22 protein-coding genes and 1 pseudogene are annotated in these 23,700 nt (G+C 61.9%); 5 read left to right on the top strand and 18 right to left on the bottom strand.

Annotation, left to right across the window (positions count from 1 at the left end; all coding sequences use genetic code 11):
- Window positions 1–299: 299 nt before the first annotated feature.
- Complete coding sequence (gene ubiK, locus G4923_RS02680) at window positions 300–557, top strand: ubiquinone biosynthesis accessory factor UbiK (protein WP_025328825.1); 258 nt, start codon at window positions 300–302, stop codon at window positions 555–557.
- Window positions 558–729: 172 nt separating this feature from the next.
- Here ubiK and fre read toward each other — a convergent pair whose 3' ends face one another.
- From fre to trxA, 5 genes are all read right to left on the bottom strand, one after another.
- Entirely contained in the window at window positions 730–1,428 is a 699-nt protein-coding gene (gene fre, locus G4923_RS02675; protein ID WP_025328826.1) for an NAD(P)H-flavin reductase, read from the bottom strand.
- Between the two features lie 154 nt (window positions 1,429–1,582).
- Entirely contained in the window at window positions 1,583–3,052 is a 1,470-nt protein-coding gene (gene ubiD / locus G4923_RS02670; protein WP_163135439.1) for a 4-hydroxy-3-polyprenylbenzoate decarboxylase, read from the bottom strand.
- A 33-nt stretch (window positions 3,053–3,085) separates the two neighbouring features.
- Window positions 3,086–4,090: a hypothetical protein gene (locus G4923_RS02665; RefSeq protein WP_163135438.1), complete on the bottom strand. Its 1,005-nt coding sequence runs from the start codon at window positions 4,088–4,090 to the stop codon at window positions 3,086–3,088.
- Window positions 4,091–4,198: 108 nt separating this feature from the next.
- Window positions 4,199–5,464, bottom strand: coding sequence for a transcription termination factor Rho (rho, locus tag G4923_RS02660; protein ID WP_041206691.1), 1,266 nt, complete (start codon window positions 5,462–5,464; stop codon window positions 4,199–4,201).
- Window positions 5,465–5,670: 206 nt separating this feature from the next.
- The gene (trxA, locus tag G4923_RS02655; protein ID WP_025328829.1) at window positions 5,671–5,997 is read right to left on the bottom strand and encodes a thioredoxin TrxA; all 327 of its coding nucleotides are present in this window, start codon (window positions 5,995–5,997) and stop codon (window positions 5,671–5,673) included.
- A 113-nt stretch (window positions 5,998–6,110) separates the two neighbouring features.
- Between trxA and rhlB the strand changes: the two genes are divergently transcribed.
- The 3 genes from rhlB to G4923_RS02640 are packed head-to-tail and all read left to right on the top strand — an operon-like array spanning window position 6,111 to window position 9,189.
- Entirely contained in the window at window positions 6,111–7,400 is a 1,290-nt protein-coding gene (rhlB, locus tag G4923_RS02650) for an ATP-dependent RNA helicase RhlB (RefSeq protein WP_106885407.1), read from the top strand.
- 13 nt (window positions 7,401–7,413) lie between these two features.
- Complete coding sequence (gene gppA / locus G4923_RS02645) at window positions 7,414–8,904, top strand: guanosine-5'-triphosphate,3'-diphosphate diphosphatase (protein ID WP_111913021.1); 1,491 nt, start codon at window positions 7,414–7,416, stop codon at window positions 8,902–8,904.
- Between the two features lie 30 nt (window positions 8,905–8,934).
- The gene (locus tag G4923_RS02640; RefSeq protein WP_163135437.1) at window positions 8,935–9,189 is read left to right on the top strand and encodes a Rho-binding antiterminator; all 255 of its coding nucleotides are present in this window, start codon (window positions 8,935–8,937) and stop codon (window positions 9,187–9,189) included.
- A gap of 69 nt (window positions 9,190–9,258) precedes the next feature.
- On the opposite strand, the gene G4923_RS02635 is transcribed toward G4923_RS02640, so the two are convergent.
- The 13 genes from G4923_RS02635 to G4923_RS02575 all read right to left on the bottom strand — a co-directional run bounded on the left by G4923_RS02635 (window position 9,259) and on the right by G4923_RS02575 (window position 23,330).
- A complete protein-coding gene (locus tag G4923_RS02635; protein WP_205597092.1) occupies window positions 9,259–10,020 on the bottom strand; it encodes a class I SAM-dependent methyltransferase in 762 nt (253 codons plus the stop codon).
- Window positions 10,021–10,071: 51 nt separating this feature from the next.
- Window positions 10,072–12,636 (bottom strand): putative bifunctional diguanylate cyclase/phosphodiesterase, encoded by a 2,565-nt coding sequence (locus tag G4923_RS02630; protein ID WP_163135436.1) that lies wholly within the window; start codon window positions 12,634–12,636, stop codon window positions 10,072–10,074.
- Window positions 12,637–12,841: 205 nt separating this feature from the next.
- Window positions 12,842–14,884 (bottom strand): oligopeptidase A, encoded by a 2,043-nt coding sequence (gene prlC / locus G4923_RS02625; RefSeq protein WP_163135435.1) that lies wholly within the window; start codon window positions 14,882–14,884, stop codon window positions 12,842–12,844.
- Window positions 14,885–15,105: 221 nt separating this feature from the next.
- The gene (gene hemB / locus G4923_RS02620) at window positions 15,106–16,125 is read right to left on the bottom strand and encodes a porphobilinogen synthase (RefSeq protein ID WP_106885403.1); all 1,020 of its coding nucleotides are present in this window, start codon (window positions 16,123–16,125) and stop codon (window positions 15,106–15,108) included.
- Window positions 16,126–16,128: 3 nt separating this feature from the next.
- Window positions 16,129–16,914 (bottom strand): TatD family hydrolase, encoded by a 786-nt coding sequence (locus G4923_RS02615; RefSeq protein ID WP_163135434.1) that lies wholly within the window; start codon window positions 16,912–16,914, stop codon window positions 16,129–16,131.
- A gap of 111 nt (window positions 16,915–17,025) precedes the next feature.
- Window positions 17,026–17,781 (bottom strand): twin-arginine translocase subunit TatC, encoded by a 756-nt coding sequence (tatC, locus tag G4923_RS02610; RefSeq protein ID WP_163135433.1) that lies wholly within the window; start codon window positions 17,779–17,781, stop codon window positions 17,026–17,028.
- Window positions 17,778–18,230 (bottom strand): Sec-independent protein translocase protein TatB, encoded by a 453-nt coding sequence (gene tatB / locus G4923_RS02605; protein WP_163135432.1) that lies wholly within the window; start codon window positions 18,228–18,230, stop codon window positions 17,778–17,780. Before tatB ends, tatC begins: the two co-directional genes overlap by 4 nt.
- A gap of 3 nt (window positions 18,231–18,233) precedes the next feature.
- Window positions 18,234–18,482 (bottom strand): Sec-independent protein translocase subunit TatA, encoded by a 249-nt coding sequence (gene tatA / locus G4923_RS02600; protein ID WP_025328841.1) that lies wholly within the window; start codon window positions 18,480–18,482, stop codon window positions 18,234–18,236.
- 40 nt (window positions 18,483–18,522) lie between these two features.
- On the bottom strand, window positions 18,523–20,163 hold the full coding sequence (gene ubiB, locus G4923_RS02595; RefSeq protein WP_163135431.1) for a ubiquinone biosynthesis regulatory protein kinase UbiB: 1,641 nt from the start codon (window positions 20,161–20,163) through the stop codon (window positions 18,523–18,525).
- Window positions 20,163–20,771, bottom strand: a complete 609-nt coding sequence (locus G4923_RS02590) for a ubiquinone biosynthesis accessory factor UbiJ (protein WP_111913007.1) — start codon at window positions 20,769–20,771, stop codon at window positions 20,163–20,165. The genes ubiB and G4923_RS02590 overlap by 1 nt, the downstream gene beginning before the upstream one ends.
- A gap of 8 nt (window positions 20,772–20,779) precedes the next feature.
- Window positions 20,780–21,532: a bifunctional demethylmenaquinone methyltransferase/2-methoxy-6-polyprenyl-1,4-benzoquinol methylase UbiE gene (gene ubiE, locus G4923_RS02585; protein ID WP_163135430.1), complete on the bottom strand. Its 753-nt coding sequence runs from the start codon at window positions 21,530–21,532 to the stop codon at window positions 20,780–20,782.
- Window positions 21,533–21,597: 65 nt separating this feature from the next.
- Window positions 21,598–21,975 carry a fluoride efflux transporter CrcB gene (gene crcB / locus G4923_RS02580; RefSeq protein ID WP_106885397.1) on the bottom strand — a complete coding sequence of 126 codons (378 nt, stop codon included), beginning with the start codon at window positions 21,973–21,975 and terminating at the stop codon, window positions 21,598–21,600.
- 89 nt (window positions 21,976–22,064) lie between these two features.
- The gene (locus tag G4923_RS02575; RefSeq protein WP_163135429.1) at window positions 22,065–23,330 is read right to left on the bottom strand and encodes a cytosine deaminase; all 1,266 of its coding nucleotides are present in this window, start codon (window positions 23,328–23,330) and stop codon (window positions 22,065–22,067) included.
- 135 nt (window positions 23,331–23,465) lie between these two features.
- Here G4923_RS02575 and G4923_RS02570 point away from each other — a divergent pair.
- Window positions 23,466–23,675: pseudogene (locus tag G4923_RS02570) on the top strand (hypothetical protein).
- Window positions 23,676–23,700: the final 25 nt, after the last annotated feature.

Below are 23,700 nucleotides of genomic sequence, written 5' to 3'. Positions count from 1 at the left end.
CTTATCTCTTTATATGTTGTTATCCATGATGAGCCTGACGGGGTAGGGTCCAAACCCGACCGAGTCATATTAACAGCAACGCAACAATTAATAAGCCTCTGGTCGGTCATCTGATCTGATTTTTTTGTGTACAACATCAAGGAATTGGAATTGATCCCCGGCGCCAGAGGGTAACAGCCTCCCCCTTATCACCAGACCCGACCAGAACCTTTCAGCGCCAGTGGCGCAAAAAGCCACCCCGATCTCGGCAAAGGGGGGGATTTGTCGGTAGAATGGCGCCATTGCTTAAGGAGAACCCCATGATCGACCCGAAAAAACTGGAAGAGATCGCCAAACAGATACACAACGCCCTGCCGCCTGGCATTCGCAGCATGGGTGAAGAGGTGGAGAAGAAGACCCGTCAGGTGCTGCAGGCCCAGCTGAACAAGCTGGATCTGGTGAGCCGCGAAGAGTTTGACGTGCAGACCAAGGTGCTGCTGCGCACCCGGGAGAAGCTGACCGCCCTCGAGGCCAAGCTGGCCCAGCTGGAACAGCAGCTCGGCGCCAAGGGCGAGTAATACGGTTCGACGTCCCGTCGGCACATAAAACAAACCCCAGCCAGGCTGGGGTTTGTTGTTTCTGATGCCCAAGGGGGGCCGATACGGGCTGGCAAACCAAGTTGCTCATCCCCCCCTTCTCCCGCGAGGGGAGAAGGGAGCAGATCGGCGCTCCTCGGGTAGTAGACGGTGATCAGATGAACTCGTAGGCGTCACCAAAGATGCGCTCGGGCTCGGCACCCAGCACCTTGAACTCCTCGCGAGCGGCACCCGCCATCTCGAAGCGACCGGCCACATAGATGTCGTAGTCATGCAGGCTGACGAAGTCGTCCATGATGGCCTTGTGCACCAGGCCGGTCTTGCCGGTCCAGTCCGCTTGTGGCTCCTGCACCACGGGGATGAAGGTCAGCGGTGCATAGTCGCGCTCCCACTGCTGCATCAGCCCCTGCTCATAGAGCCAGTGCGCCTGGCGCACGCCCCAGTAGAGGAACACCGGGCGCTTGCTGCCGGTATCGATCAGATACTCCAGGATGGCGCGGGCGTAGGAGAAGCCGGTGCCGCCTGCCATCAGGATCAGGGGACGCGGCGATTCGTCACGCAGGAAGGCCTTGCCCGCCGCCAGTTCGATCTCGATCTCCCCCTGCTCGCGCATGCGGGCCAGCACCTGACCGGCGTAGGCGTTCTCCGGGGTGGCACCGATCTGCAGCTCCAGCACACCGGAGCGGGTCGGCGAGTTGGCGATGGAGAAGGGGCGCTTGTCCGAATCGCTCATCACCACCAGCAGATACTGGCCAGGCTTGAAGCTCACCGCTTGCTGCGGCGTCAGGGCCACGTGCCAGATGGTGTCGACATATTCGCGCAGTTCCTCTACGCGGCACTTGATACGTTGCATTCTTGTCCTTGTGAGGGGCCTGCCCGGCCCGCTTCGCTCATGGTTTCACTGTTTTCTGGCGACCAGCTTGTGGTCAAGTCAGTCGAGCATACCCAATTCGGCACGGCAATACCGCACTTTTGCGTCGACATGGCCGCCAGCCCGGGCGGGTCGCTCAGTCGAGGATCTTCAACTCGTCCCAGATCCCGTCGATCTTCTGCTTCACCGCCTCGTCCTGGACTATGGGCTGACCCCACTCCCGGTTGCTCTCCCCCGGCCACTTGTTGGTGGCATCCAGCCCCATCTTGGAGCCGAGCCCCGAGACCGGCGAGGCGAAGTCGAGATAGTCGATGGGCGTGTGTTCGATCAAGGTGGTGTCCCGCGCCGGGTCCATCCGGGTGGTGATGGCCCAGATCACGTCCTTCCAGTCCCGGGCGTTGATGTCGTCGTCGCAGACGATCACGAACTTGGTGTACATGAACTGGCGCAGGAAGGACCAGACCCCCAGCATCACCCGCTTGGCATGGCCGGGGTAACGCTTCTTGATGGTCACCACCGCCATCCGGTAGGAGCAGCCTTCTGGCGGCAGGTAGAAGTCCACGATTTCGGGGAACTGCTTCTGCAGCAGCGGCACGAACACCTCGTTCAACGCCACCCCGAGCACCGCCGGCTCATCGGGCGGACGGCCGGTGTAGGTGCTGTGATAGATGGCATCGCGGCGCATTGTCATGTGGGTGATGGTGAAAACAGGGAACTCGTCCACCTCGTTGTAGTAGCCGGTGTGATCCCCGTAGGGACCCTCGGGCGCCATCTCCCCCGGCTCCAGATAGCCTTCCAGCACGATTTCGGCGCTGGCGGGCACCTCGAGATCGCAGCTCAGGGCCTTCACCACCTCGGTGCGGCTGCCCCGCAGCAGGCCGGCGAAGGCGTACTCGGAGAGGCTGTCCGGCACCGGCGTCACAGCGCCGAGTATGGTCGCAGGATCGGCGCCGAGCGCCACCGCCACCGGGAAACGCTCACCCGGGTGGGCCTCCTGCCACTCGCGAAAATCGATGGCGCCACCGCGGTGATCCAGCCAGCGCATGATGAGCTTGTTCTTGCCGATCTTCTGCTGACGGTAGATGCCGAGGTTCTGGCGCTTCTTGTAGGGGCCGCGGGTGATGGTCAGCCCCCAGGTTACCAGGGGCGCCACATCGCCGGGCCAGCAGTGCTGGATGGGGATCTGGTCCAGATCCACCGCGTCCCCCTCCAGCACCACCTGCTGACAGGGGGCGGAGGAGAGCCGCTTGGTCGGCATGTTGAGCACCTGCTTGAAGATGGGCAGCTTCTCCATCAGCTCCTTGAGACCACGGGGCGGCTCGGGCTCCTTGAGATAGGAGAGCCAGACACCGACCTGGCGCAGGGCACCGACGTTGGGCTGGCCCATGCCCATGGCGACCCGATCCGGGGTGCCGAACAGGTTGGTCAACACCGGCATGGAGTAGCCTTTGGGATTCTCGAACAGCAGGGCCGGGCCGCCCGCACGCAGGGTGCGGTCGCTGATCTCGGTCATCTCCAGATAGGGGTCTATCTCGCGAGTGATGCGCTTGAGCTGTCCGGTTTGTTCCAGCTGCGCGATGAAATCACGCAAGTCCTTGTATTTCATGCAGGTACCCTAGCGGGGTCAGGAGGTTCCGCATTATAACCCTGGCCGCGCATCCGGTGTACCCGTATCGGGCAGCATGACGGACGAGGCGTGACGTCGCTCCTGCCGGGTGAGTCTGTCCGCCAGCTGGCCCAGCAGCCTGGGCTCGTCCATCTGCAGCAAGAGACCGGCCACCAGGCCGCCATACTGGTGCTTGCCGAGCTCCGCCAGCAGGTATTGCTGGGCACCGTCCGGCAGCGGCGAGAGCCGGCTGAGCTGCTGCAGGGCGGGGATCATCAGCCGCCCGTTGCGACTGGCGGCGATCAGCAGATCGCTCGCCTCCTGGCCGGTATGGAAGCGAGGAATGGAGTGCAGGGCCGTCAGGCTGTCGTGATCAACAGGCTGACGCCACAGCTTCAGGTAGAGCGCGGTATCGCCGGTCCGCTCGATGAGGTGCAGCAGCAACTGGTTGTCGGGCAGGAAGAGGTTGAGGGAGGCGAGCCGGTCGGCCTCGCGCCGCAGCACCGGGGTGGGCTGCTCATCGAGCACACTCAGCAGCGCCTGTTGCTGCCGGGCCAGCTCAGGGTTGCGGCTGTAGTAGACCTGCTTGTAGTCGAAGCGGTTCTGCTCCAGCAGTTGGCGGTAGTTGTCCTGCCAGGCCAGCTGCTGCCAGTGGTTGAGCACCAGCCGGGCCTCGGCGGCAAAATCATAGGCGGGCAGCTGGACCAGGAAGCCGTCCACCTCCCCCTCCACCAGCCATTGCGGCGCCTTGGCGGCTTGCTTGCGCACCCAGGCCAGCAGATCGGGGCTGGGGGCATCCGATGACTTGAGCCCGCTCAGCAGCTGATGCAGCAAATACTCCCGCTGCCCCACCGCCAGACTCTCCAGCAGGGCATCCATGGCGTCAAACTGGCCGAGGGCCAGCCGGCCGTTCAGATATTCACTGTGACCTTGCAACCCCTCGTCAGCCACCAGCGGCGCCCGCTGCGGCGGGAACGAATCGGCCTGCACCGGGGCGGCCAGCATCCAGCAGAGCCCTATGAGAAATACCAGCTTCATGACGTCCCTGTCCTTGTGACATCGAGGCTCACATACTACTAAGCCAGCCGTGAAATAGATAAACAAAAACCGCGACCTGGGCCGCGGTTCTGTCATTCCAAGATGCAGTTATTTCTGCTGACGCTTCATGGAGTCGAAGAACTCGTCATTGGTCTTGGTGGCTGCCAGCTTGTCGATGAGGAACTCGATGCTGTCGATCTCGCCCATGGGGTGAATGATCTTGCGCAGTATCCACATCTTCTGCAGCTCGTCCGGCGCGGTCAGCAGCTCTTCCTTGCGGGTGCCGGAGCGGGTGATGTCGATGGCCGGGTAGACACGCTTCTCGGCAATCTTGCGCGAGAGGTGCAGTTCCATGTTGCCGGTACCCTTGAACTCTTCGTAGATGACTTCATCCATCTTGGAGCCGGTATCCACCAGTGCGGTCGCTATGATGGTCAGGCTGCCGCCTTCCTCAACGTTGCGGGCGGCACCGAAGAAGCGCTTGGGCCTGTGCAGGGCGTTGGCGTCCACACCACCGGTCAGTACCTTGCCGGATGAGGGGATGACGGTGTTGTAGGCACGCGCCAGACGGGTAATGGAGTCCAGCAGGATGACCACATCCTTCTTGTGTTCGACCAGGCGCTTGGCCTTCTCGATCACCATGTCGGCAACCTGAACGTGGCGCGAAGCAGGTTCGTCGAAGGTGGAGGCGATCACTTCACCCTTCACCATGCGCTGCATCTCGGTCACTTCTTCGGGACGCTCGTCGATGAGCAGCACGATCAGTTCACAGTCCGGGTGGTTGTAGGCGATGCTCTGGGCGATGTTCTGCAGCAGCATGGTCTTACCGGCCTTGGGCGGCGCCACGATCAGGCCACGTTGGCCTTTACCTATGGGGGCAGCCAGGTCCAGCACGCGGGCTGTGATGTCTTCGGTCGAGCCGTTGCCGCGCTCCATGCGCAGACGCTCGTTGGCGTGCAGCGGAGTCAGGTTCTCGAACAGGATCTTGTTGCGGACGTTTTCCGGGCGGTCGTAGTTGACCTCGTTGACCTTGAGCAGCGCGAAATAACGTTCGCCCTCTTTCGGTGGCCGGATCTTGCCGGAAACGGTATCGCCGGTTCGCAGGTTGAAACGGCGGATCTGGCTCGGGGAGACGTAGATATCGTCAGGGCCGGCCAGATAGGAGCCGTCTGCGCTGCGCAGGAAGCCAAAGCCGTCGGTCAGGATTTCCAGCACACCGTCGCCAAAGATATCCTCGCCACCCTTGGCGTGCGCCTTGAGGATCGCGAAGATGATGTCTTTCTTGTGCGCCCGAGCCAGATTTTCCAACCCCATGGATTCGCCAAGCTGTACCAGCTCAGACACAGGAGTGTTCTTTAGTTCAGTCAGATTCATAGTGGTGAAAGTCTGTAAGCAAGGATTGAAATGAGGAGACAGTCTGCTGGATTGATGCTGATCGGATTTGACTTGCCAGGCTGCTGTTAAGCAAGGAGTCAGGCAAAAAGGTTAGCAAACGAGCGATAAACTAGCACCAATCGGGATGAGCGTCTAGGTGATAAAACACAAGGAGCGCATTATTGCAATGCGCTCCTTCTTGATTATTACAGGTTACCGTCCAGGAACTCTTTCAGCTGAGTCTTGGACAGGGCGCCGACCTTGGTCGCTGCCACTTCGCCATTCTTGAACAGCAAGAGGGTCGGGATACCGCGAATGCCATACTTGGGCGGAGTGTCGGCGTTATGATCGATGTTCAATTTCGCCACTGTCACGCGACCGGCATATTCTTGGGCGACTTCGTTCAGGATCGGGGCAATCATCTTGCACGGACCGCACCATTCAGCCCAGAAATCGACCAGAACGGGGCTGTCGGCTTTGATTACATCGGCCTCGAAGCTGGCATCGCTCAGCTGAACAATCTTGTCACTCATCTCCAACTCCAGTCAGTAATTAAGGCTTTATTGATGGTTCAACAAAGGCAATAGTTGCCCTATTTGAAATGATCCTGTTTATTATTGCAAGCCTAACCTGATAACCTACCGCCATGAGCAAAACACATCTAACGACCGAAAAATTCGCCCAAATGGGCCTCGAACCCGAAGTTCTGGCTGGTCTGGAATCAAAGGGATTTCACTATTGTACGCCCATCCAGGCACTGTCTCTGCCGCTGCTGGTAGAAGGCCATGACCTCGCCGGTCAGGCCCAGACGGGGACTGGCAAGACCCTTGCCTTCCTGGCCGCGACCTTCAACTATTTATTGACCCATCCCCTGACCAGGCCGCGCCTCGTCAACCAGCCCCGCGCCATCATCATGGCCCCGACCCGGGAGCTGGCGGTCCAGATCTACAACGATGCAGAAGGCATGTCTGCCTCCACCGGGCTCAAGCTCGGTCTCGCCTATGGTGGCGAAGGCTATGACAAGCAGCTGGCCGTGCTGGAACAGGGTGTCGACATCCTGATCGGAACCACCGGCCGCATCATCGACTACTTCAAGTCCAAGGTGATCGATCTGGGCAACATCCAGGTCGTGGTGCTGGATGAAGCGGATCGCATGTTCGATCTCGGCTTCATCAAGGACATCCGCTTCCTGTTCCGCCGCATGCCCCCCGCCACCGAGCGTCTGAGCATGCTGTTCTCCGCCACCCTCTCCCTGCGGGTGCAGGAGCTGGCCTACGAGCACATGAACCACCCGGAACACGTGCAGATAGAGCCGGAACAGATGACCGGCGTGCGGATCAAGGAGGAGCTGTTCTACCCCTCCAACGAAGACAAGATGCTGCTGTTGCTCTCCCTGATGGAAGAGGAGTGGCCGGAAAAGGCCATCGTCTTCGCCAACACCAAGCATGTCTGCGAAGACGTGCATGCGTGGCTGGAGAATGACGGCCACCGCGTCGGCCTGCTGACCGGTGACGTGCCGCAGAAGAAGCGGATGAAGATCCTGGAAGACTTCACCAAGGGCACCCTGGACATCCTGGTCGCCACCGACGTGGCCGCCCGTGGTCTGCACATCCCCGACGTGACCCACGTCTTCAACTACGACCTGCCCGACGATGCCGAAGACTATGTACACCGTATCGGTCGTACCGGTCGTGCCGGCAAGAGCGGTCACTCCATCAGCCTGGCCTGTGAAGACTATGCCTTCAACCTGCCGGCCATCGAGGAGTACATCCATCACGCCATCCCGGTCAGCAAGTACGATCGCGACTCCCTGCTGGATGATGTGACCGCCCCGAAACGGGTGTTCCGCAACCGTCAGCCGGTGAACCGCAACATGCGGGATCGCCAGGGTGGTGGCAACAGCAACAACCGCCGCCGTCCGCCACGCAAGAACTAAGGGACTGGCCCAGTTGCACAACTCGCCGCTCTATGCCGCCATCGACCTCGGCTCCAACAGCTTTCATATGCTGGTGGTGCGCGAGGTCGCCGGTGCCCTGCGCACCGTCACCAAGGTCAAGCGCAAGGTTCGCCTCGCCGCCGGTCTCGATCCGGAGTTTCGTCTCAGCCGTGCCGCCATGGAGCGGGGCTGGGACTGCCTGCGCCTGTTCTCCGAGCAGTTGCAGGACATTCCGTCCGACAACATCCGGGTGGTGGGGACCGCCACCTTGCGCCTCGCCACCAACGTCGACGAGTTCCTGAGCGAAGCGGAACGGGTGCTCAACCACAGCATCGAGATCATCTCGGGCGAGGAAGAGGCCAAGACCATCTACGAGGGGGTCTCCTGGACCTCCGCCGGGGAAGGCAACCGCCTGGTGATCGACATCGGCGGCGCCAGCACAGAGCTGGTGATAGGCGAACACAGCGAAGCCAAACTGCTCAACAGCCTGCACATGGGCTGCGTCACCTGGCTCAACAATCACTTCGGTGACGGCGAGCTCTCCGAGGCCCGTTTCCAGCAGGCGATTGCCGCCGCCAAGACGGTACTGGAGAAGGTGGCGGAAGATTACCGCGCTCTCGGCTGGCGCACCTGCGTCGGCGCCTCCGGCACTGTCCAGGCGCTGCAGGAGATCATGCTGGCGCAAGGGAAGAGCGAGCGGGTCACCCTGCCCAAGCTGCAGGAGCTGATGGGTCAGGCCATCGCCTGCGGCAGGCTGGATCGGCTGCAGCTGGAAGGGCTGGCCGCCGAGCGGCTGACCGTGTTCCCCTCCGGCCTCGCCATCCTGATCGCCATCTTCGAAACCCTGAACATAGAGAGCATGACGCTGGCGGGTGGCGCCCTGCGGGAAGGCCTGATCTACGGCCTGCTCGGCAACAATCACGACTGTGATGCCAGGGACAGAACCGCCGACAGCCTGATCAGCCGCTATCAGCTGGATAAAGAGCACGCCGAGCGGGTGCGCGACACCGCCGTCGAGGCCTTCAACCAGCTGCAACCGGCCTGGCGACTCTCCAAGCGTTACGGCCGCCCCATCCTGCGTTATGCGGCCCTGCTGCACGAGATCGGTCTCTGCATCGAGTACAAGAAGGCGCCGCAACACGCCGCCTACATCATCGACAACATCGACATGCCGGGCTTCACCCCGGCGCAGAAGAAGCTGTTGTCGGCCCTGCTGTTCAACCAGCGGGACGAATTCAAGCTGGACACCCTGGAGAAGCAGGGCGCCGTCACCGGTCGCCAGGCGATCCGGCTGGCCCGCATCCTGCGCATCGCGCTGATCCTCTGCATGCGCCGCACCCAGGGCACGGTGCCCAGCTTCACCCTGCAGGCCGAGGAGGAGTCGCTGACCCTGACCCTGCCCAAGGGGTGGATGGACGAACACTACCTGCGCGCCAGCGAGCTGCGGCTCGAGGTGGAGCGCCAGCAGAAGATGGGCTGGCCCACCCGCGTACAGGAAGCCTGACCTCATCACCTGCCAGTCTGGGAGTCGATCATGCCGGATTACCAACCCATCAGCTGTGACCTCTACGACTGGCTCGAAATTGCCGCCCGCTGGCAACTGCCGGTGACCCTGGCCAGCCGCGACGGTCGCCAGTGGGCTGACCTGATCCGTACCATAGCGGCCAGCGACGGCGTCGAGTATCTGCTGCTGGAGAGCGGCGAGCGCCTCAGCCTCACCGATCTCGCGACCCTGGATCTCGTCTGGCAGGGGGAGGCGCGGCATATCCGCTTCGCACCCGCCCGCTGATCCCAAAGCAAAAAGGAGGGCCAACATATGTTGGCCCTCCTTTTTTGCATCCGCGACTCACACCGGCCGTTAACCTGCCACCAGTGCCGCCATCACGTAGACATCGAAGCGGTTACCCTTGGTCTCTATGGCCATGCTGGGTTTATGTTCATTGAGCCAGCCCGCATAGGCTGGGCGCTTTACCACCACCCGCTTGTTCGCCATCTTGAGCGCGGCAGGCAGCAGGGCATCCGCATCGAGATCCGGCCCCACCAGGGACTGGAACACCCGCATCTCTTTTTTCACCAGCGCCGACTTCTGCTTGTGGGGGAACATGGGATCGAGATAGATGACCTCAGGCCGCTCGCTCAACGCCAGCAGGTTGTCCACCGCAGGCCCCTGCAAGAGATGCATGCGCTCGCTGACCCAAGGGCCAATCTCGGGATCCTGCGCCGCCCGTGCCAGCCCGTCCTGCAACAGGGCCGCCACCACGGGGCTGCGCTCTATCAGGGTCACCTTGCAGCCGAGGGAGGCCAGCACGAAGGCGTCACGGCCGAGCCCGGCGGTGGCATCCACCACTGTCGGCATGGCCCCGGACTTCAGCCCCACCGCCTTGGCGATGGACTGGCCGCGGCCACCACCGAACTTGCGCCTGTGGGCCACGGCCCCATCCACGAAGTCCACATAGACGGCACCCAGCTTGGGCTCGTCCAGCTTGCGCAGCTCCAGCCTGGTGTCAGTCAGCACCAGCGCAAAAGGGGCGGGAAACTCCACCTCGGCCAGACGCAGTCGCAGGGCGTCCAGCTCGCCATCGCGGGCGGGCACTTCACTGAAAACCTGGATATGGGGCATAACGAAGACTCATGGCGGCACGGAAGCGGGCATGATAGCAGAAGCGGGGGATCAGCTCACTGTGGTCAGATTGGCCAGGTTCATCCCCTGGCGATTGAGGGTCAGGTATTCCACCAGGTCGTCGTAGGGAAGCGGGCGGCTGAGCAGATAGCCCTGGGTGAAGGCACAACCCTTCTGACACAGGAAGTTGAGCTGCTCCCGGGTCTCCACCCCCTCGATCACCACCTGCATGCCGAGGTTGTGCACTATGTTGATGATGCCGTCCAGCAGCAGCCTGTCCTGCTCGTTGAAGGGGATGTGGCGCACGAAGGAGCGGTCTATCTTGACCAGATCCACCGGGAAGGTGCGCAGGTAGTTCAGCGCCGAGTAGCCGGTGCCGAAGTCGTCGATGGCCAGCTTGCAGCCCGCCTCGCGCAGGGAATCGATCCGCACCCTGTGCTGATCGCTGCTCTCCATCAACAGGGATTCGGTGATCTCTATGATGATGTCCGCCGGGTCCAGGTCGAAGTGGCGGATCACTCGCAGCCACTCGTTCGCCTCGGGATCTATGGTCTGAAACTCCAGGGTGGAGCGGTTGATGGACATCTGCAGATCCGGGAAGCCGGACTGCTGCAGGCGGGCCAGATCCCGGCACGACTGCCAGAGCACCAGAGCCCCCAACCCCTGAATGAGCCCTGCCTCTTCCGCCAGCGGGATGAAGTCCGCCGGCGAGACCTGACCCCAGTGGGGGTGATACCAGCGCACCAGGGCCTCCAGCTTGGCGACCCGGCCGCTGCGGTTGTCCCAGATGGGCTGATAGGCCATGGTCAGCTGTGCCAGCTTGATGGCCTCCGCCAGATCCTGCTGCATCTGGTGGCGCTGACTCACCTCTTCGCGCATGGAGGCGCTGTAGGTACCGAGGGAGCGCCCCTGCCGCTTGGCGACAAACAGCGCCTGCTCGGCGTTGCGCAGCAGCTCGTCGCTGTCGGCCCCGTCATTGGGGCAGAGGGTGATGCCCAGGGTCGCGGTCACATAGAGATGCTGGTTCGCCAGCATGAAGGGACGGGCGAAGCCGCCGATCACCTGCTTGGCGAACACCTCGGCCTGGCGGCGGTTGACTATGCCGGGCACCAGGAAGGCGAACTCGTCGCCGCCGATGCGGGCCACCAGATCCTCGGTGCGCACCCGGCTCACCAGCCGATCCGACACCTCTCGCAGCAGGGCATCGCCGACATGGTGATCCATGCTGTTGTTGACCGCCTTGAAGTTGTTGAGATCCAGCACCATGAGGGCGAAGCGCTCCCCCCGCTCGCAGAAGCGGGCGAGGCAGCGGCCGAACAACCAGCGGTTCGGCAGCCCGGTGAGGTTGTCGTAGTTGGCCTGGGCGGCGATCTTCTGCTCCGCCAGCTTGGTCTGGGAGAGATCGCTGAAGATGGCGATGTACTGGCTGATCCTGCCCCCTTCCCGCAGGGCGCTGATCATCAGCTGCTGGGGATAGAGCTTGCCGTTCTTGCGCTTGTTCCACACCTCGCCGCGCCAGATCCCCACCCGCTCCAAGGCGTGATACATGTCGGCGTAGAAGGTCTGATCGTGCAGCCCGGACTTGAGCAGGCTGGGGCGCTGGCCGCGGGCCTCCTCCTCGCTGTAGCCGGTGATCTTCTCGAACGCCGGGTTCACCGAGATGATGCGGCTGTCGGCATCGCACACCAGTATGGCCTCGGAGAGGTTGTCATAGACCCGGTGGGAGAGCTTGAGCTGCTCCGCATGGCGCTTCATGGGGTCTATGTTCTCCAGCACCACCATGAGGTAGTCCGGATGCATCTGCTCGTTGCGGATCAGGGTCACAGTCACCCGGCCCCAGAGCACAGAGCCATCCCGGTGCAGGTAGCGCTTCTCCTGGGTGAAGGCGGGGCGCTCTCCCCGCTTGAGCGCGTCGTAGAGAGGGATGCTGGTCAGCCAGTCGTCGGGGTGGTTGAGCTCGGCGACGGTGAGCCGCAGCAGCTCCTGCTGGCTGTAGCCCAGCATCTTCTCGATGGCCGGGTTGACCCAGAGGATGGTGCCGTTCAGATCGAGCTTGCCGATGCCGACCGGCGCATGGGACATCATGGTGTCCAGGAAGTCGGGGCATTCCGGCTGGGCGGGGAGCGACTGACGCTGCTGCTGATACATCAGTGCCAGTTCACGGCCGGCGAGCGGCGCCAGCAGCCGCAGCAGCCCCATGATCTTGTCCATTCTGGGGGTGGCCCGCTTGAACATGACGCTGCACAGCCCTATGGTCTCGCCCTCGGCACTCTTCAGTGCGACGCCGGCATAGCCCCGGACCTGGCAGCGCTCCAGCACGGCCGCATGGGGAAACAGCTCCCGGGTACGATCGCTGAACCAGGCTTCTCCCTGCTGCATGGCGATCTCCCCCGGGGTATCCGCGAGGGGGAAGCTGTAGGAATTGATGTCGAGAGAGGCGGGATAGGCGGCATGCACAGTGAAGAAGAGCCCAGCCTGATCCTTGCCTGAAACCAGGACGAAGTCAGCCCCGACCGCGTTGGCGATTTCACTCACAAAGGTATCAAAATATCCCTGACCACTCGAATGAGACAGGCTTGAGATGATTTGATAGACAGACTCGAGTGCTCGCCTCATGGCAAGGTTCTTTCTCTCCTTGGAAGGTAGAACCCGACTCTACTGAAGAGGCGGGGCCAGTGCAAACATGCACTCCGCAAGATATTAAAAACCCTTGAAAAAAGGGACCAAAAGGTCCCTTTTTATCTCAAAAATCACGCTGTGATCCCACTATGTCGCAAATCTGTACCTGCTTGAAGCTCACGCCGGTGAAGGGCGCTGGGCCTCATGCGGCAATCCCGCTATGGCGTAGCAAGGCATCCACCTTGGGTTCGCGACCGCGGAAGGCACGGAACAGCTCCATCGGCTCCTTGGAGCCCCCCTTCTCCAGAATGTTCTTCAGGAAGGATTGGCCGGTGGCCGGGTTGAAGATCCCCTCCTCCTCGAAGCGGGAGAAGGCATCGGCGGAGAGCACCTCGGCCCACTTGTAGCTGTAGTAGCCCGCCGCATAGCCGCCCGCGAAGATGTGGGAGAAGCTGTGCTGGAAGCGGTTGAACGCCGGTGGCGTCATCACGGCCACCTGGCTGCGCACCTCACTCAGCAGGGTCGGGATCTGATCCGGATTGGCCGGGTCAAACTCCTGGTGCAGGCGGAAGTCGAACAGGGCGAACTCCAGCTGACGCAGCATCTGCATCGCCGCCTGGAAGTTGCGGGCGGTCAGCATCTTCTCCAGCAGATCTGCGGGCAGCGGCTCGCCGGTCTCATGATGACCGGAGATGAAGGCCAACGCCTCGGACTCCCAGCACCAGTTCTCCAGGAACTGGCTCGGCAGCTCCACCGCATCCCAGGCCACGCCGTTGATGCCGGCCACACCGGCCACATCGATCTGGGTCAGCATGTGGTGAATGCCGTGGCCGAACTCGTGGAACAGGGTGACCACTTCGTTGTGGGTGAACAGGGCCGGCTTGCCATCTACGGGGCCGTTGAAGTTGCAGGTCAGGTAGGCTACCGGCTTTTGCAGTGAGCCATCCTGACGGTAGCGACGGCCCAGGCAGACATCCATCCAGGCACCGCCCTGCTTGTGTTCCCGGGCGTAGAGGTCGAGGTAGAAGCTGCCGCGCAGCTCATCCTCGGCATCGAAGATGTCGTAGAAGCGCACGTCGGGATGCCAGGTGTCGATGCCGAGGCGCTCGCGCACCTTGATGCCGAACACCCGCTTGACCACTTCGAACAGCCCCTTCACCACCCGGCTGGCGGGGAAGTAGGGACGCAGCTGCTCGTCGGAGATGGAGAACTTGTGCTGCTTGAGCTTCTCGGCGTAGTAGGCGAGATCCCTGGCGGCCAGCTCGCTCTGACCGTGCTGCTCAGCGGCGAAGGCGCGGATCTCCTCCAGCTCGGCCTTGCCTTGCGGCAGGGACTTGGCCGCCAGATCGGTGAGGAAGCTCACCACCTGGTCCGGCTTGTCCGCCATCTTGGTGGCAAGGGACAGCTCGGCGTAGTTGGCAAAACCCAGCAGCTGGGCCAGCTCGCGGCGCAGGGTCAGCAGCTCGCTCATGATGGCGGAGTTGTCCCACTTGCCGGCGTTCGGGCCCTGGTCGGAGGCGCGGGTGGTGAAGGCCTCATACAGTTCGGCGCGCAGTGCACGGTTGTCCGAGTACATCATCACCGGCAGATAAGAAGGAATATCCAGGGTGAACAGCCAGCCCTCTTTGCCTTTGAGTTCAGCCATCTGGCGGGCGGCCGCCTGCGCGCTCGCAGGCAGACCGGCCAGTTCGGCCTCGTCGGTCACCAGCTTGCTCCAGCCCTGGGTCGCATCCAGCACGTTGTTGCTGAAGCGGGAGGCCAGCTCGGAGAGGCGGGCCTGAATTTCCCCATAGCGCTGCTGCGCCTCGGCGGGCAGACCTATGCCGGAGAGGCGGAAGTCGCGCAGGGTATTCTGGATCTCCTTGCGCTGGGCGCCGCTCAGCAGGAGGAAGTCGTCGCTCTCGGAGAGGGCAAGATAGGCCTGATAGAGCCCTTCATGCTGGCCCACATAGGTCTGGAATTCGGAGAGCAGCGGCAGGCAGGCGTCGTGAGCCGCGCGCAGCGCCTCGCTGTTGAGTACGGCGTTGAGGTGACTGACCGGCGACCAGACTCGGGACAGGCGGTCATTGACCTCTTCCAGCGGGGCTATCAGGCTGTCCCAGGTGTGGGGGTCCCGCTGCGCCAGCACATCCTCAATCTTCTGTTTGCAATCGGCGATGGCCTGCGTCACGGCAGGCTGCACCTGATCGGGCTGGATCTGGCTGAAGGGGGGCAGCGAGTCCATTGTCAGCAAAGGGTTAGTCATCTGCGGTACCTCTAAATGCTCTGCAGCCCCTGCCGTCCAGAAGCTTGCTTGGACCATCTAAGATGTAGGCAGAAACCCCATTTATCAAGCCTTTGCCACCCAGAGCCGGGCCCGCTGCCCAGATTTCGCCAAAACCTGCTCATTAATGCAGCGATCCGGCATCCAGAGACGACAATGCCGGCCCTGGGGCCGGCATTGTGAAGGGGATGACGCCGCTTGCATCAGCGCCGGGCGTCTTCCTTCAGCCACTGGGCGACCCGCTTGGCGAAGTAGGTGAGGATGCCGTCGGCACCGGCCCGCTTGAAGCAGAGCAGAGACTCCAGGACGCACTCCCGCTCCTTAAGCCAGCCGTTCTGGATCGCCGCCATGTGCATGGCGTACTCACCGCTCACCTGGTAGGCGAAGGTCGGCACCCCGAACTGATCCTTCACCTGACGGATCACATCCAGATAGGGCATGCCCGGCTTGACCATGACGCTGTCAGCCCCTTCGGCGATGTCCAGCGCCACCTCGTGCAGCGCCTCGTTGCCGTTGGCCGGATCCATCTGATAAGTGGCCTTGTTGCTCTTGCCGAGGTTGGCGGCGGAGCCCACCGCATCGCGGAACGGGCCGTAGTAGCTGGAGGCGTACTTGGCGGAGTAGGCCATGATCTGGACGTTGACGAAGCCGTTCTCTTCCAGCGCGGCGCGAATCGCACCGATGCGGCCATCCATCATGTCGGACGGCGCCACTATGTCAGCCCCGGCGGCGGCATGGGAGAGCGCCTGCTTCACCAGGATCTCGGTGGTGATGTCGTTTTGCACATAGCCTTCGTCATCTATGATGCCGTCCTGACCATGGGTGGTGAAGGGATCCAGCGCCACGTCTGTGATGACACCCAGCTCAGGGAAGCGGGCCTTGAGGGCACGGGTGGCACGCTGGGCCAGGCCGTCCGGGTTATAGGCCTCTTCCGCCAGCAGGCTCTTCTGCGCCAGCGGCGTCACCGGGAACAGGGCGATGGCGGGCACGCCCAGCTCAACCAGCTCGGCGGCCTCGATCAGCAGCAGATCGATGGAGAGACGATCCACCCCCGGCATGGAAGCGACGGCCTCACGCTGACCCTCCCCCTCCAGCACGAACACCGGATAGATGAGATCGTTGACGGTCAGCTGGTTCTCGCGCACCAGACGACGGCTGAAATCATGTTTGCGCACCCGGCGCAGGCGGCGACCCGGAAAGGCGCCCGGAAGAGTTATGGCCATGAATCACTCCAAAAGAGGAAGTTGGAAAAATGCGGCGGAGGTGGCCCGGGTATGGGCCAGCAAGGCCTCGGGCGCTTCACCACGGCAGGCCGCCACCACCTGGGCGATGTGCGGCAAAAAAGCGGGTTCGTTGCGTTTGGGGCGGGGTTTCAGATCCCGCGGCACCAGATAGGGGGCGTCGGTCTCGATCATCAGGCGACCGGCGGGGATGCGCGCCACCTGCTCGCGCAGCAGCTGACCGCGCCGCTCGTCACAGAGCCAGCCGGTCACCCCTATGTGCAGCCCCAGGGCCAGGCACTGGTCCAGCTCCTGGTCGGATCCGGTGAAGCAGTGCAGCACGGCCCCCGGCAGGCTGGACAACCAGGGACGGAGGATCTCGATGAAACGGGCATGGGCATCGCGGCAGTGGAGAAACACCGGCATCCCGAGCTCGGCGGCCAGCGCCAGCTGGGCGTCGAACACCGCATCCTGCACCGGACGGGGGGAGAAGTCGCGGTTGTAGTCGAGGCCGCACTCGCCGATAGCCACCACCTGGGGCAGTGCCGCCAGCGCGCGCAGGGCGGGCAGGGTCTGCTCATCCACACCCTTGGCGTCGTGGGGATGCACCCCGGCGGTGGAGAAGCAGTAACCGGGCCACTCGGCGGCCAGTTCGGCACTCTCGCGGCTGCCGGCCAGATCGGTACCGGTCAGGATCAGCGCCTCCACCCCGGCGGCACGGGCACGGGCCACCAGGTCGGCCTGTTCGCCGGCAAACTGGGGGCTGGTGAGGTTGAGACCAATGTCGATCATGGGATCAGAGGTTCCGAACAAAAGGAATACATATCAGGTATTTGAAAACCATCTACTCGATGGGGCATCACCATACGCCTCGAACGGATGCATGAAAAGAGGAAGGGAGCCTCAGCTCCCCTCTTCCGGTTGTTCCTGCTCTTCCTGGTCCTCTTTCCTCACATAGAAGCGGGCGAAGAAGAGACCTATCTCCCACAGGGCCCACATGGGGATCGCCAGCAGGGTCTGGGAGAAGACATCGGGCGGGGTCAGCAGCATGCCGACCACGAAGACCCCGACGATGACGTAGGGGCGCTTCTCCCTCAGGCTCTTGGGGGTGGTGACCCCGGTCCAGCAGAGCAGTATGGTGGCCACTGGTATCTCGAACGCCACCCCGAACGCGAAGAACAGGGTCAGCACGAAGTCCAGATAGCTGGCAATGTCGGTCGCCACCGTCACCCCGGCGGGGGCCGTGCTGGTGAAGAAGCCGAACACCAGGGGGAACACCACGTAGTAGGCGAACGCCATGCCGGCATAGAAGAGCACGGCACTGGAGGCCACCAACGGCATGACGAGACGCCGCTCGTGCTGGTACAGGCCGGGGGCGATGAAGGCCCAGGCCTGATAGAGCAGATAAGGGATGGCCACGAAGAAGGAGACCACCAGGGTCAGCTTGATGGGCGTGATGAAGGGGGTCGCCACATCCGTCGCTATCATGCTGGTCCCTTCAGGCAGCTGGCTGAGCAGCGGCCGGGCCACGAAATCGTAGATGTCGTTGGAGAAATAGATGAGCGCGACGAACGCCAGCAGGATGGCAGAGATGGAACGTAGCAGACGGGTTCTCAGCTCCACCAGGTGGCTGATAAGGGGTTGCTCGGCCTGACTCATGGCTTCACCTCCCCTTTGCCGACAGACTCGCTGACCGGCTCGCGCTGGCTGTTGACCGGCGGCACTTCACGGGTCAGCTGCACCACAGGTTCCACCGGCGTGGCAGGTTCAGCCTGGGTGACGGGCGGGCGGATCTCGTTCTGCGCCTCATGCTGTGGCTGATAGGGACGGTTCACCGACTGGGCCGCCGCCTTCAGCTGCTCGATGGACTCCTGCAGCTCGGGGCTCAGGTTGTTCATCTGCAACTGCTCGGCCTTCTTCAGATCATTGTGCAGCTCTTGCAACTTGAGCTCCTGCTCCAGCTCTGTCTTGACCGAGTTGGCGGTACTGCGGATCAGCTTGATCCAGTGGCTGGCGGTACGGATGGCAACCGGCAACCGCTCGGGACCCAGCACCACCAGGGCGACGACACCGATGACGACCAGCTCCCAAAAACCGATGTCGAACATGGCTTAGGCCTGATCTTTGTCTTTCTGCTTGGCGGTCTCGGCACTGCTGGCCGTCTCGTTCAGCTGCTTGGCCGGAAACTCCGCATCCTTCTGCTCAGGCTTGGCATCGGCCGGATCATCCGACAGCGCCTTCTTGAACCCCTTCACAGCGGCACCCAGATCGCCACCTATGCCGCGCAGCTTCTTGGTACCGAACAGCAGCACGACTATGACTGCGATGATCAACAATTGCCAAATACTGATACCACCCATGACTTTCTCTCCAGGATAGGCGCCTGATGGCGCAGTTTAATTAATGAATGCGGGTCTTCAACCAGCCCAGCAGCCAGCATAACCCGGCGCCGGCGAGACTGATTTGTCCCCACTCAATATGTTGTTTCTGGGTCAGCAAGAATACACCCACCAACAGTAGGCTGGCTCCCACCCCTAAGAGGTAGCGGGCCTGTCCCTGACGACGGCTGTGCAGGCGAAAATCGGCGAACATCTGCTCGAAATGGTGCTGCTGATGCCGCGCCTGGCGCAGGGTCTCGTAGACCAGCTCCGGCAGCTCAGGCAGCTTCTCCGCCCAGAAGGGGGCCTTCTCGCGGATCGCATTGAGCACCGCCTTGGGGCCAACCTGCTCGTGCATCCAGCTTTCCAGGTAGGGTTTGGCTGTCTGCCACAGGTCCAGCTGGGGATAGAGCTGACGCCCCAGCCCTTCCACATAGAGCAGTGTCTTCTGCAGCAACACCAGCTGGGGCTGCACCTGCATGTTGAAGCGACGGGCTGTGTTGAACAGGTTGAGCAGCACGTGACCGAACGAAATTTCCGAGAGCGGCTTCTCGAAGATGGGCTCCAGTACTGTGCGGATGGCGAACTCGAACTCGTCCACCTTGGTGTCGGGCGGTACCCAGCCGGACTCCACGTGCAGTTGCGCCACCCGTTGATAGTCACGGTTGAAGAAGGCGAGGAAGTTCTCCGCCAGGTAGCGTTTGTCTTCCCGGTTCAGGGTGCCGACTATGCCGCAGTCGATGCCGATCCAGAGTGGATTCTCCGGGTGCTCATTGGAGACGAAGATGTTGCCGGGGTGCATGTCGGCGTGGAAGAAGCTGTCACGGAACACCTGGGTGAAGAAGACCTCAACCCCGCGCTCCGCCAGCAGTTTCATGTTGGTGCCGTTGGCCTCCAGCGCGGCTATGTCGGAGACAGGAATGCCGTAGATGCGCTCCATCACCAGTACCTGCTCGCGGCAGTGATCCGTGTAGACCTCGGGCACATAGAGCGCCTCTGAGCCGGTGAAGTTGCGCCTCAGCTGGATGGCGTTGGCCGCTTCTCGCATCAGGTTCAGCTCGTCGAGTATGGTCTTGCGGTACTCCTCCACCACCTCGACGGGGCGCAGCCGCGCGCTCTGGGGCACGAAACGGGCCACCAGACGAGCCAGCGCCTGCATCAGGCGCAGATCGGCCTCGATAACGGGCTCTATGTCGGGACGGATCACCTTGATGACGATCTCCCGGCCATTCTCCTTCAAGCGGGCGGTATGGACCTGGGCAATGGAGGCGGACGCCAGCGGCGTCTCGTCGAAGTCATCGAACAGGGTTTCGATGGGGCAGCCCAGGCTCGCCTCTATCTGGCGCCTGGCCTCCTGCCCGCAGAAGGGGGGCACCCTGTCCTGCAGCAGGGCCAGCTCTTCGGCGATGTCAGGCGGCAGCAGATCCCGGCGGGTCGACAGCATCTGGCCGAACTTGATGAAGATGGGGCCCAGGGCCTCGAAGGCTAGGCGAATGCGGGCACCACGGCACAGCTCAGGTTGCTTGTTCTTGAGCCAGAACAGGCTGCGGCGCACCAGGCGTCCGGGCCAGGGTTGATAGCGGGCGGGCACCAGCTCGTCGATGCCCTGCTCCAGCAGGATGCTGACGATGCGATAGAGGCGCTTGAACTCCTTGGGGGTCATCAGCTCACCTGCTGCTCGAGGCGGGCCAGCCGCAACTCGACCGCTTTCATGTGCTGTGCCAGCACCTCGACGTCGTCGTTGAAACTCGCTACTTCCAGGGGGCCTGGGGCGAGACGGGCTTCCTCGGTGAGATACTCGGCCAGCTGGCGCTGGGAGCGGCACAGCTCGCGGCCCACCACGCGACGGGCCTGACGGGCGCCACCGCACAGGGTGTGAGCCAGCACGTCGCCGGTATAGCGCGACAGCTCCTCTTCCCAGTCGATGTCCAGCTCCCCCAGCAAAGCGCTGAAGGCCTGTACTAGCTGGGGATCGCCGCTCAAGTCCAGCTTATCCTCGCGGATGTAGCGAGTCAGGGCGGAAGGATCCTTCAGCAGGCCGATCGCCGTCAGCGACAGGCTCAGCACGGCGTCTGGTTCCCCCTCATAGCGGGCCAGCACGTCCAGCCGACGCTCGGAGAAGACAAACCAGAGCGGCTTGAGCTCACGCAGCTCCAGCTTGAGCACCTTGCTCGCGAGCTTGCGCAGCCGCGCCGGGCTCTGCTTGTCGAGTGCCAGCAACTGGTTGAGGCTGGTTTCGATCACCGCTGTGACCATGGCATCCATCGGCATAGGCGACCTTAAAACTTGTAACCACGGTGCAGGGCGACCACACCCTGAGTCAGGTTGTAGAATTCCACCTGCTCGAAGCCAACCTGCTCCATCATGCCAGCCAGGGTCTGCTGATCCGGGTGCATGCGAATGGATTCCGCCAGGTATTTGTAACTTTCACCGTCGTTCGCGACGATTTCGCCCATTTTCGGCAGCAGTTTGAAGGAGTAGAGATCGTAGAGCTTGGCGATCACCTCGCTGGCGGGTTTGGAGAACTCCAGCACCAGCAGGCGACCACCCGGCTTGAGCACCCGGAACATGGAGGCCAGCGCCTTGTCCTTGTCGGTCACGTTGCGCAGGCCGAAGCCTATGGTGATGACGTCGAAGTGATTGTCCGGGAAGGGCAGAGCCTCGGCATTGGCCTGCACGTAGGAGACGTTGTTCGTCACCCCCAGGTTGCGCAGCTTGTCGCGGCCCACTTTCAGCATGGAATCGTTGATGTCCGCCAGCACCACCTGACCTGTCTCGCCGACGATGCGGGAGAACTTGGCGGTCAGATCGCCGGTACCACCGGCCAGATCCAGCACCTTCTGGCCCTTGCGCACGCCGGAGCAATCGATGGTGAAGCGCTTCCACAGGCGGTGAATGCCGAACGACATCAGATCGTTCATCAGATCATACTTGGCCGCCACCGAATGAAAGACGCCAGCCACCAGAGTTTCCTTCTCGGTCGCCGCCACGGTTTTATAGCCAAAATGCGTAGTATTAGTCTGTTCCGACATCCCTCAAACACCCATAGAGCAAAGAATGGCCGCCAGTTTACCAGAGCCAGTGACCTGCGGACACCTTAAACCCGGCTGGCAACCAACTGCATCCCCAGCATGACCATGGCCAGGCAGAGGAAGAGATTGAGGCCTATGTTGAGCAGCGCCTTCAGATAGGCTCCGTGTTGAGCCAGCACCACAGTATCCAGGGCAAAAGAAGAGAAGGTGGTCAGGGCACCCAATATACCCACCATCAAGAGTGGCTTGAGCGGGTGCTCGGCAACATGCCCGTGCAGAATGAGGGCATAGGCCACCCCCATGATGAAGGAGCCCACCACGTTGACCACCAGGGTGCCATAGGGGAAGTGGCGCCCCAGCAGCAACGCCATCAACTCGGCGATACCAAAACGAAGGCAGGCGCCGATGGCACCGCCGGCCGCGACAAATAACCAGGTTTGCATGGGGAGGCTCCATAAGTGTCAGGCTGACATTATGCAAAATGCCGGCAAGCGGGGATAGCGGGGCAATTAATCTACGGGGATGAGCCGCCTCATCGACGAAAATCCACCGGCTCTATCTGATCCAGATGCAGGGAGGTCTGCGCTGGCCGGGTCTCGGCAATCACGCGGCCATGACGGATGGAGTAGCGCACAGGCACCTGACGACGCACCGCATCGAAGCCGTTCTCGGCGGGCAGGATCAGCAGGTTGGCCGGTTTTCCCACCTCGATGCCGTAGCGGTCCTGCACGTTCAGGGTACGGGCGCTGTGGCTGCTGATCAGCTTCAAGCCGTCGTTGATCTGCTCGTAACCCATGATCTGGCAGACATGCAGCCCCATGTGCAGCACCTGCAACATGTTGGCCGTCCCCATGGGATACCAGGGATCGAACACATCGTCATGACCGAAGCAGACGTTGATGTTCGCCTCCAGCATCTCCTTCACCCGGGTGATACCACGGCGCTTGGGGTAAGTATCGAAACGCCCCTGCAGATGGATGTTCACCAGCGGATTGGCGACGAAGTTGATGTCCGCCATCTTGAGCAGTCGGAACAGGCGAGAGGCATAGGCCCCGTTGTAGGAGTGCATGGCGGTGGTGTGGCTGGCGGTCACCCGGTGGCCGATACCTCGCTCGTAGGCCAGGGTCGCCAGGGTCTCGATGAAGCGGGACTGCTCGTCATCGATCTCGTCACAGTGCACATCCACCAAAACCTGATATTTCTCGGCAAGATCGAAGACATAATGCAGACTTTCGACCCCATATTCCCGAGTGAACTCGAAATGGGGAATGGCGCCTATCACGTCGGCTCCCAGCCTGAGTGCCTCTTCCAGCAAGGCCTTGCCGTTGGGATAGGAGAGGATCCCCTCCTGCGGGAAGGCGACGATCTGCAGCTCGACCCACCCCTTCATCTCCTCCCGCACCTCCAGCATGGCTTTCAGGGCAACCAGGTTGGGGTCGGAGACATCCACATGGGTGCGCACGAACTGGATGCCGTTGGCGATCTGCCACTTCAGCGTCTGTATGGCCCGTCGCTTCACATCCTCATGGGTCAGCAGCGCCTTGCGTTCGGCCCAGCGCTCTATCCCCTCGAACAGGGTACCTGAGAGGTTCCAGCTCGGCTCACCGGCGGTCTGGGTGGTATCGAGGTGAATGTGGGGCTCTATAAAGGGGGCTATCGCCATCCCCTTCTCCCCATCCAGTTCCCGGGTAGAGAGGAGGATCTGGCTCATGGGGGCTATGGTCCTGATCAGGCCATCCTGACACAGGATCTGCCACAGCCCCTCCCAGCCACTCAGACGCACATTCTTTATCAACATGTTCCTTTCCCCTTCGAGACGCTGGTTGCCTTTGCCAATCCACAACTTAGCTCGGATCAATTTAATAGAAAAGCATTCACACAGAATGCATATGGGGCTGACATCATTGAAGAACAGCAAGAATAAAGAGAGTGGATGGGGATGAAAGCAGGATTGACCGAGATCGGCAGCGCAGGCTTGTTTCACGAATATCTGCAGACGCTGGGCATCAACAAGCCCCCATTGACAGCTTTCGACGAACAGTGGGAGTAGAGGTGGAACGAACAGCTGGTCGCAGCCATTCAGATAGAGGCGTCCGGGCGGGCCCGCTTCTATCTCGATGCCAGACAGATCTCGATGAACTGAATGGTATGTCTAGTCCTGAAATAGG

The sequence above is a fragment of the Aeromonas rivipollensis genome, from assembly GCF_010974825.1.
Lineage (GTDB): Bacteria > Pseudomonadota > Gammaproteobacteria > Enterobacterales > Aeromonadaceae > Aeromonas > Aeromonas rivipollensis.
Note: the sequence above shows the minus strand (reverse complement) of the source record. Positions and strands in the feature narration are given on the sequence as shown.

What these genes read in the sequence shown, in the direction of transcription:
- ubiK (WP_025328825.1), top strand. Translation starts at nt 300, where the DNA reads ATGATCGACCCGAAAAAACTGGAAGAGATCGCCAAACAGATACACAAC.
- fre (WP_025328826.1), bottom strand. Translation starts at nt 1,428, where the DNA reads ATGCAACGTATCAAGTGCCGCGTAGAGGAACTGCGCGAATATGTCGAC.
- ubiD (WP_163135439.1), bottom strand. Translation starts at nt 3,052, where the DNA reads ATGAAATACAAGGACTTGCGTGATTTCATCGCGCAGCTGGAACAAACC.
- G4923_RS02665 (WP_163135438.1), bottom strand. Translation starts at nt 4,090, where the DNA reads ATGAAGCTGGTATTTCTCATAGGGCTCTGCTGGATGCTGGCCGCCCCG.
- rho (WP_041206691.1), bottom strand. Translation starts at nt 5,464, where the DNA reads ATGAATCTGACTGAACTAAAGAACACTCCTGTGTCTGAGCTGGTACAG.
- trxA (WP_025328829.1), bottom strand. Translation starts at nt 5,997, where the DNA reads ATGAGTGACAAGATTGTTCAGCTGAGCGATGCCAGCTTCGAGGCCGAT.
- rhlB (WP_106885407.1), top strand. Translation starts at nt 6,111, where the DNA reads ATGAGCAAAACACATCTAACGACCGAAAAATTCGCCCAAATGGGCCTC.
- G4923_RS02640 (WP_163135437.1), top strand. Translation starts at nt 8,935, where the DNA reads ATGCCGGATTACCAACCCATCAGCTGTGACCTCTACGACTGGCTCGAA.
- G4923_RS02635 (WP_205597092.1), bottom strand. Translation starts at nt 10,020, where the DNA reads ATGCCCCATATCCAGGTTTTCAGTGAAGTGCCCGCCCGCGATGGCGAG.
- G4923_RS02630 (WP_163135436.1), bottom strand. Translation starts at nt 12,636, where the DNA reads ATGAGGCGAGCACTCGAGTCTGTCTATCAAATCATCTCAAGCCTGTCT.
- prlC (WP_163135435.1), bottom strand. Translation starts at nt 14,884, where the DNA reads ATGACTAACCCTTTGCTGACAATGGACTCGCTGCCCCCCTTCAGCCAG.
- hemB (WP_106885403.1), bottom strand. Translation starts at nt 16,125, where the DNA reads ATGGCCATAACTCTTCCGGGCGCCTTTCCGGGTCGCCGCCTGCGCCGG.
- G4923_RS02615 (WP_163135434.1), bottom strand. Translation starts at nt 16,914, where the DNA reads ATGATCGACATTGGTCTCAACCTCACCAGCCCCCAGTTTGCCGGCGAA.
- tatC (WP_163135433.1), bottom strand. Translation starts at nt 17,781, where the DNA reads ATGAGTCAGGCCGAGCAACCCCTTATCAGCCACCTGGTGGAGCTGAGA.
- tatB (WP_163135432.1), bottom strand. Translation starts at nt 18,230, where the DNA reads ATGTTCGACATCGGTTTTTGGGAGCTGGTCGTCATCGGTGTCGTCGCC.
- tatA (WP_025328841.1), bottom strand. Translation starts at nt 18,482, where the DNA reads ATGGGTGGTATCAGTATTTGGCAATTGTTGATCATCGCAGTCATAGTC.
- ubiB (WP_163135431.1), bottom strand. Translation starts at nt 20,163, where the DNA reads ATGACCCCCAAGGAGTTCAAGCGCCTCTATCGCATCGTCAGCATCCTG.
- G4923_RS02590 (WP_111913007.1), bottom strand. Translation starts at nt 20,771, where the DNA reads ATGCCGATGGATGCCATGGTCACAGCGGTGATCGAAACCAGCCTCAAC.
- ubiE (WP_163135430.1), bottom strand. Translation starts at nt 21,532, where the DNA reads ATGTCGGAACAGACTAATACTACGCATTTTGGCTATAAAACCGTGGCG.
- crcB (WP_106885397.1), bottom strand. Translation starts at nt 21,975, where the DNA reads ATGCAAACCTGGTTATTTGTCGCGGCCGGCGGTGCCATCGGCGCCTGC.
- G4923_RS02575 (WP_163135429.1), bottom strand. Translation starts at nt 23,330, where the DNA reads ATGTTGATAAAGAATGTGCGTCTGAGTGGCTGGGAGGGGCTGTGGCAG.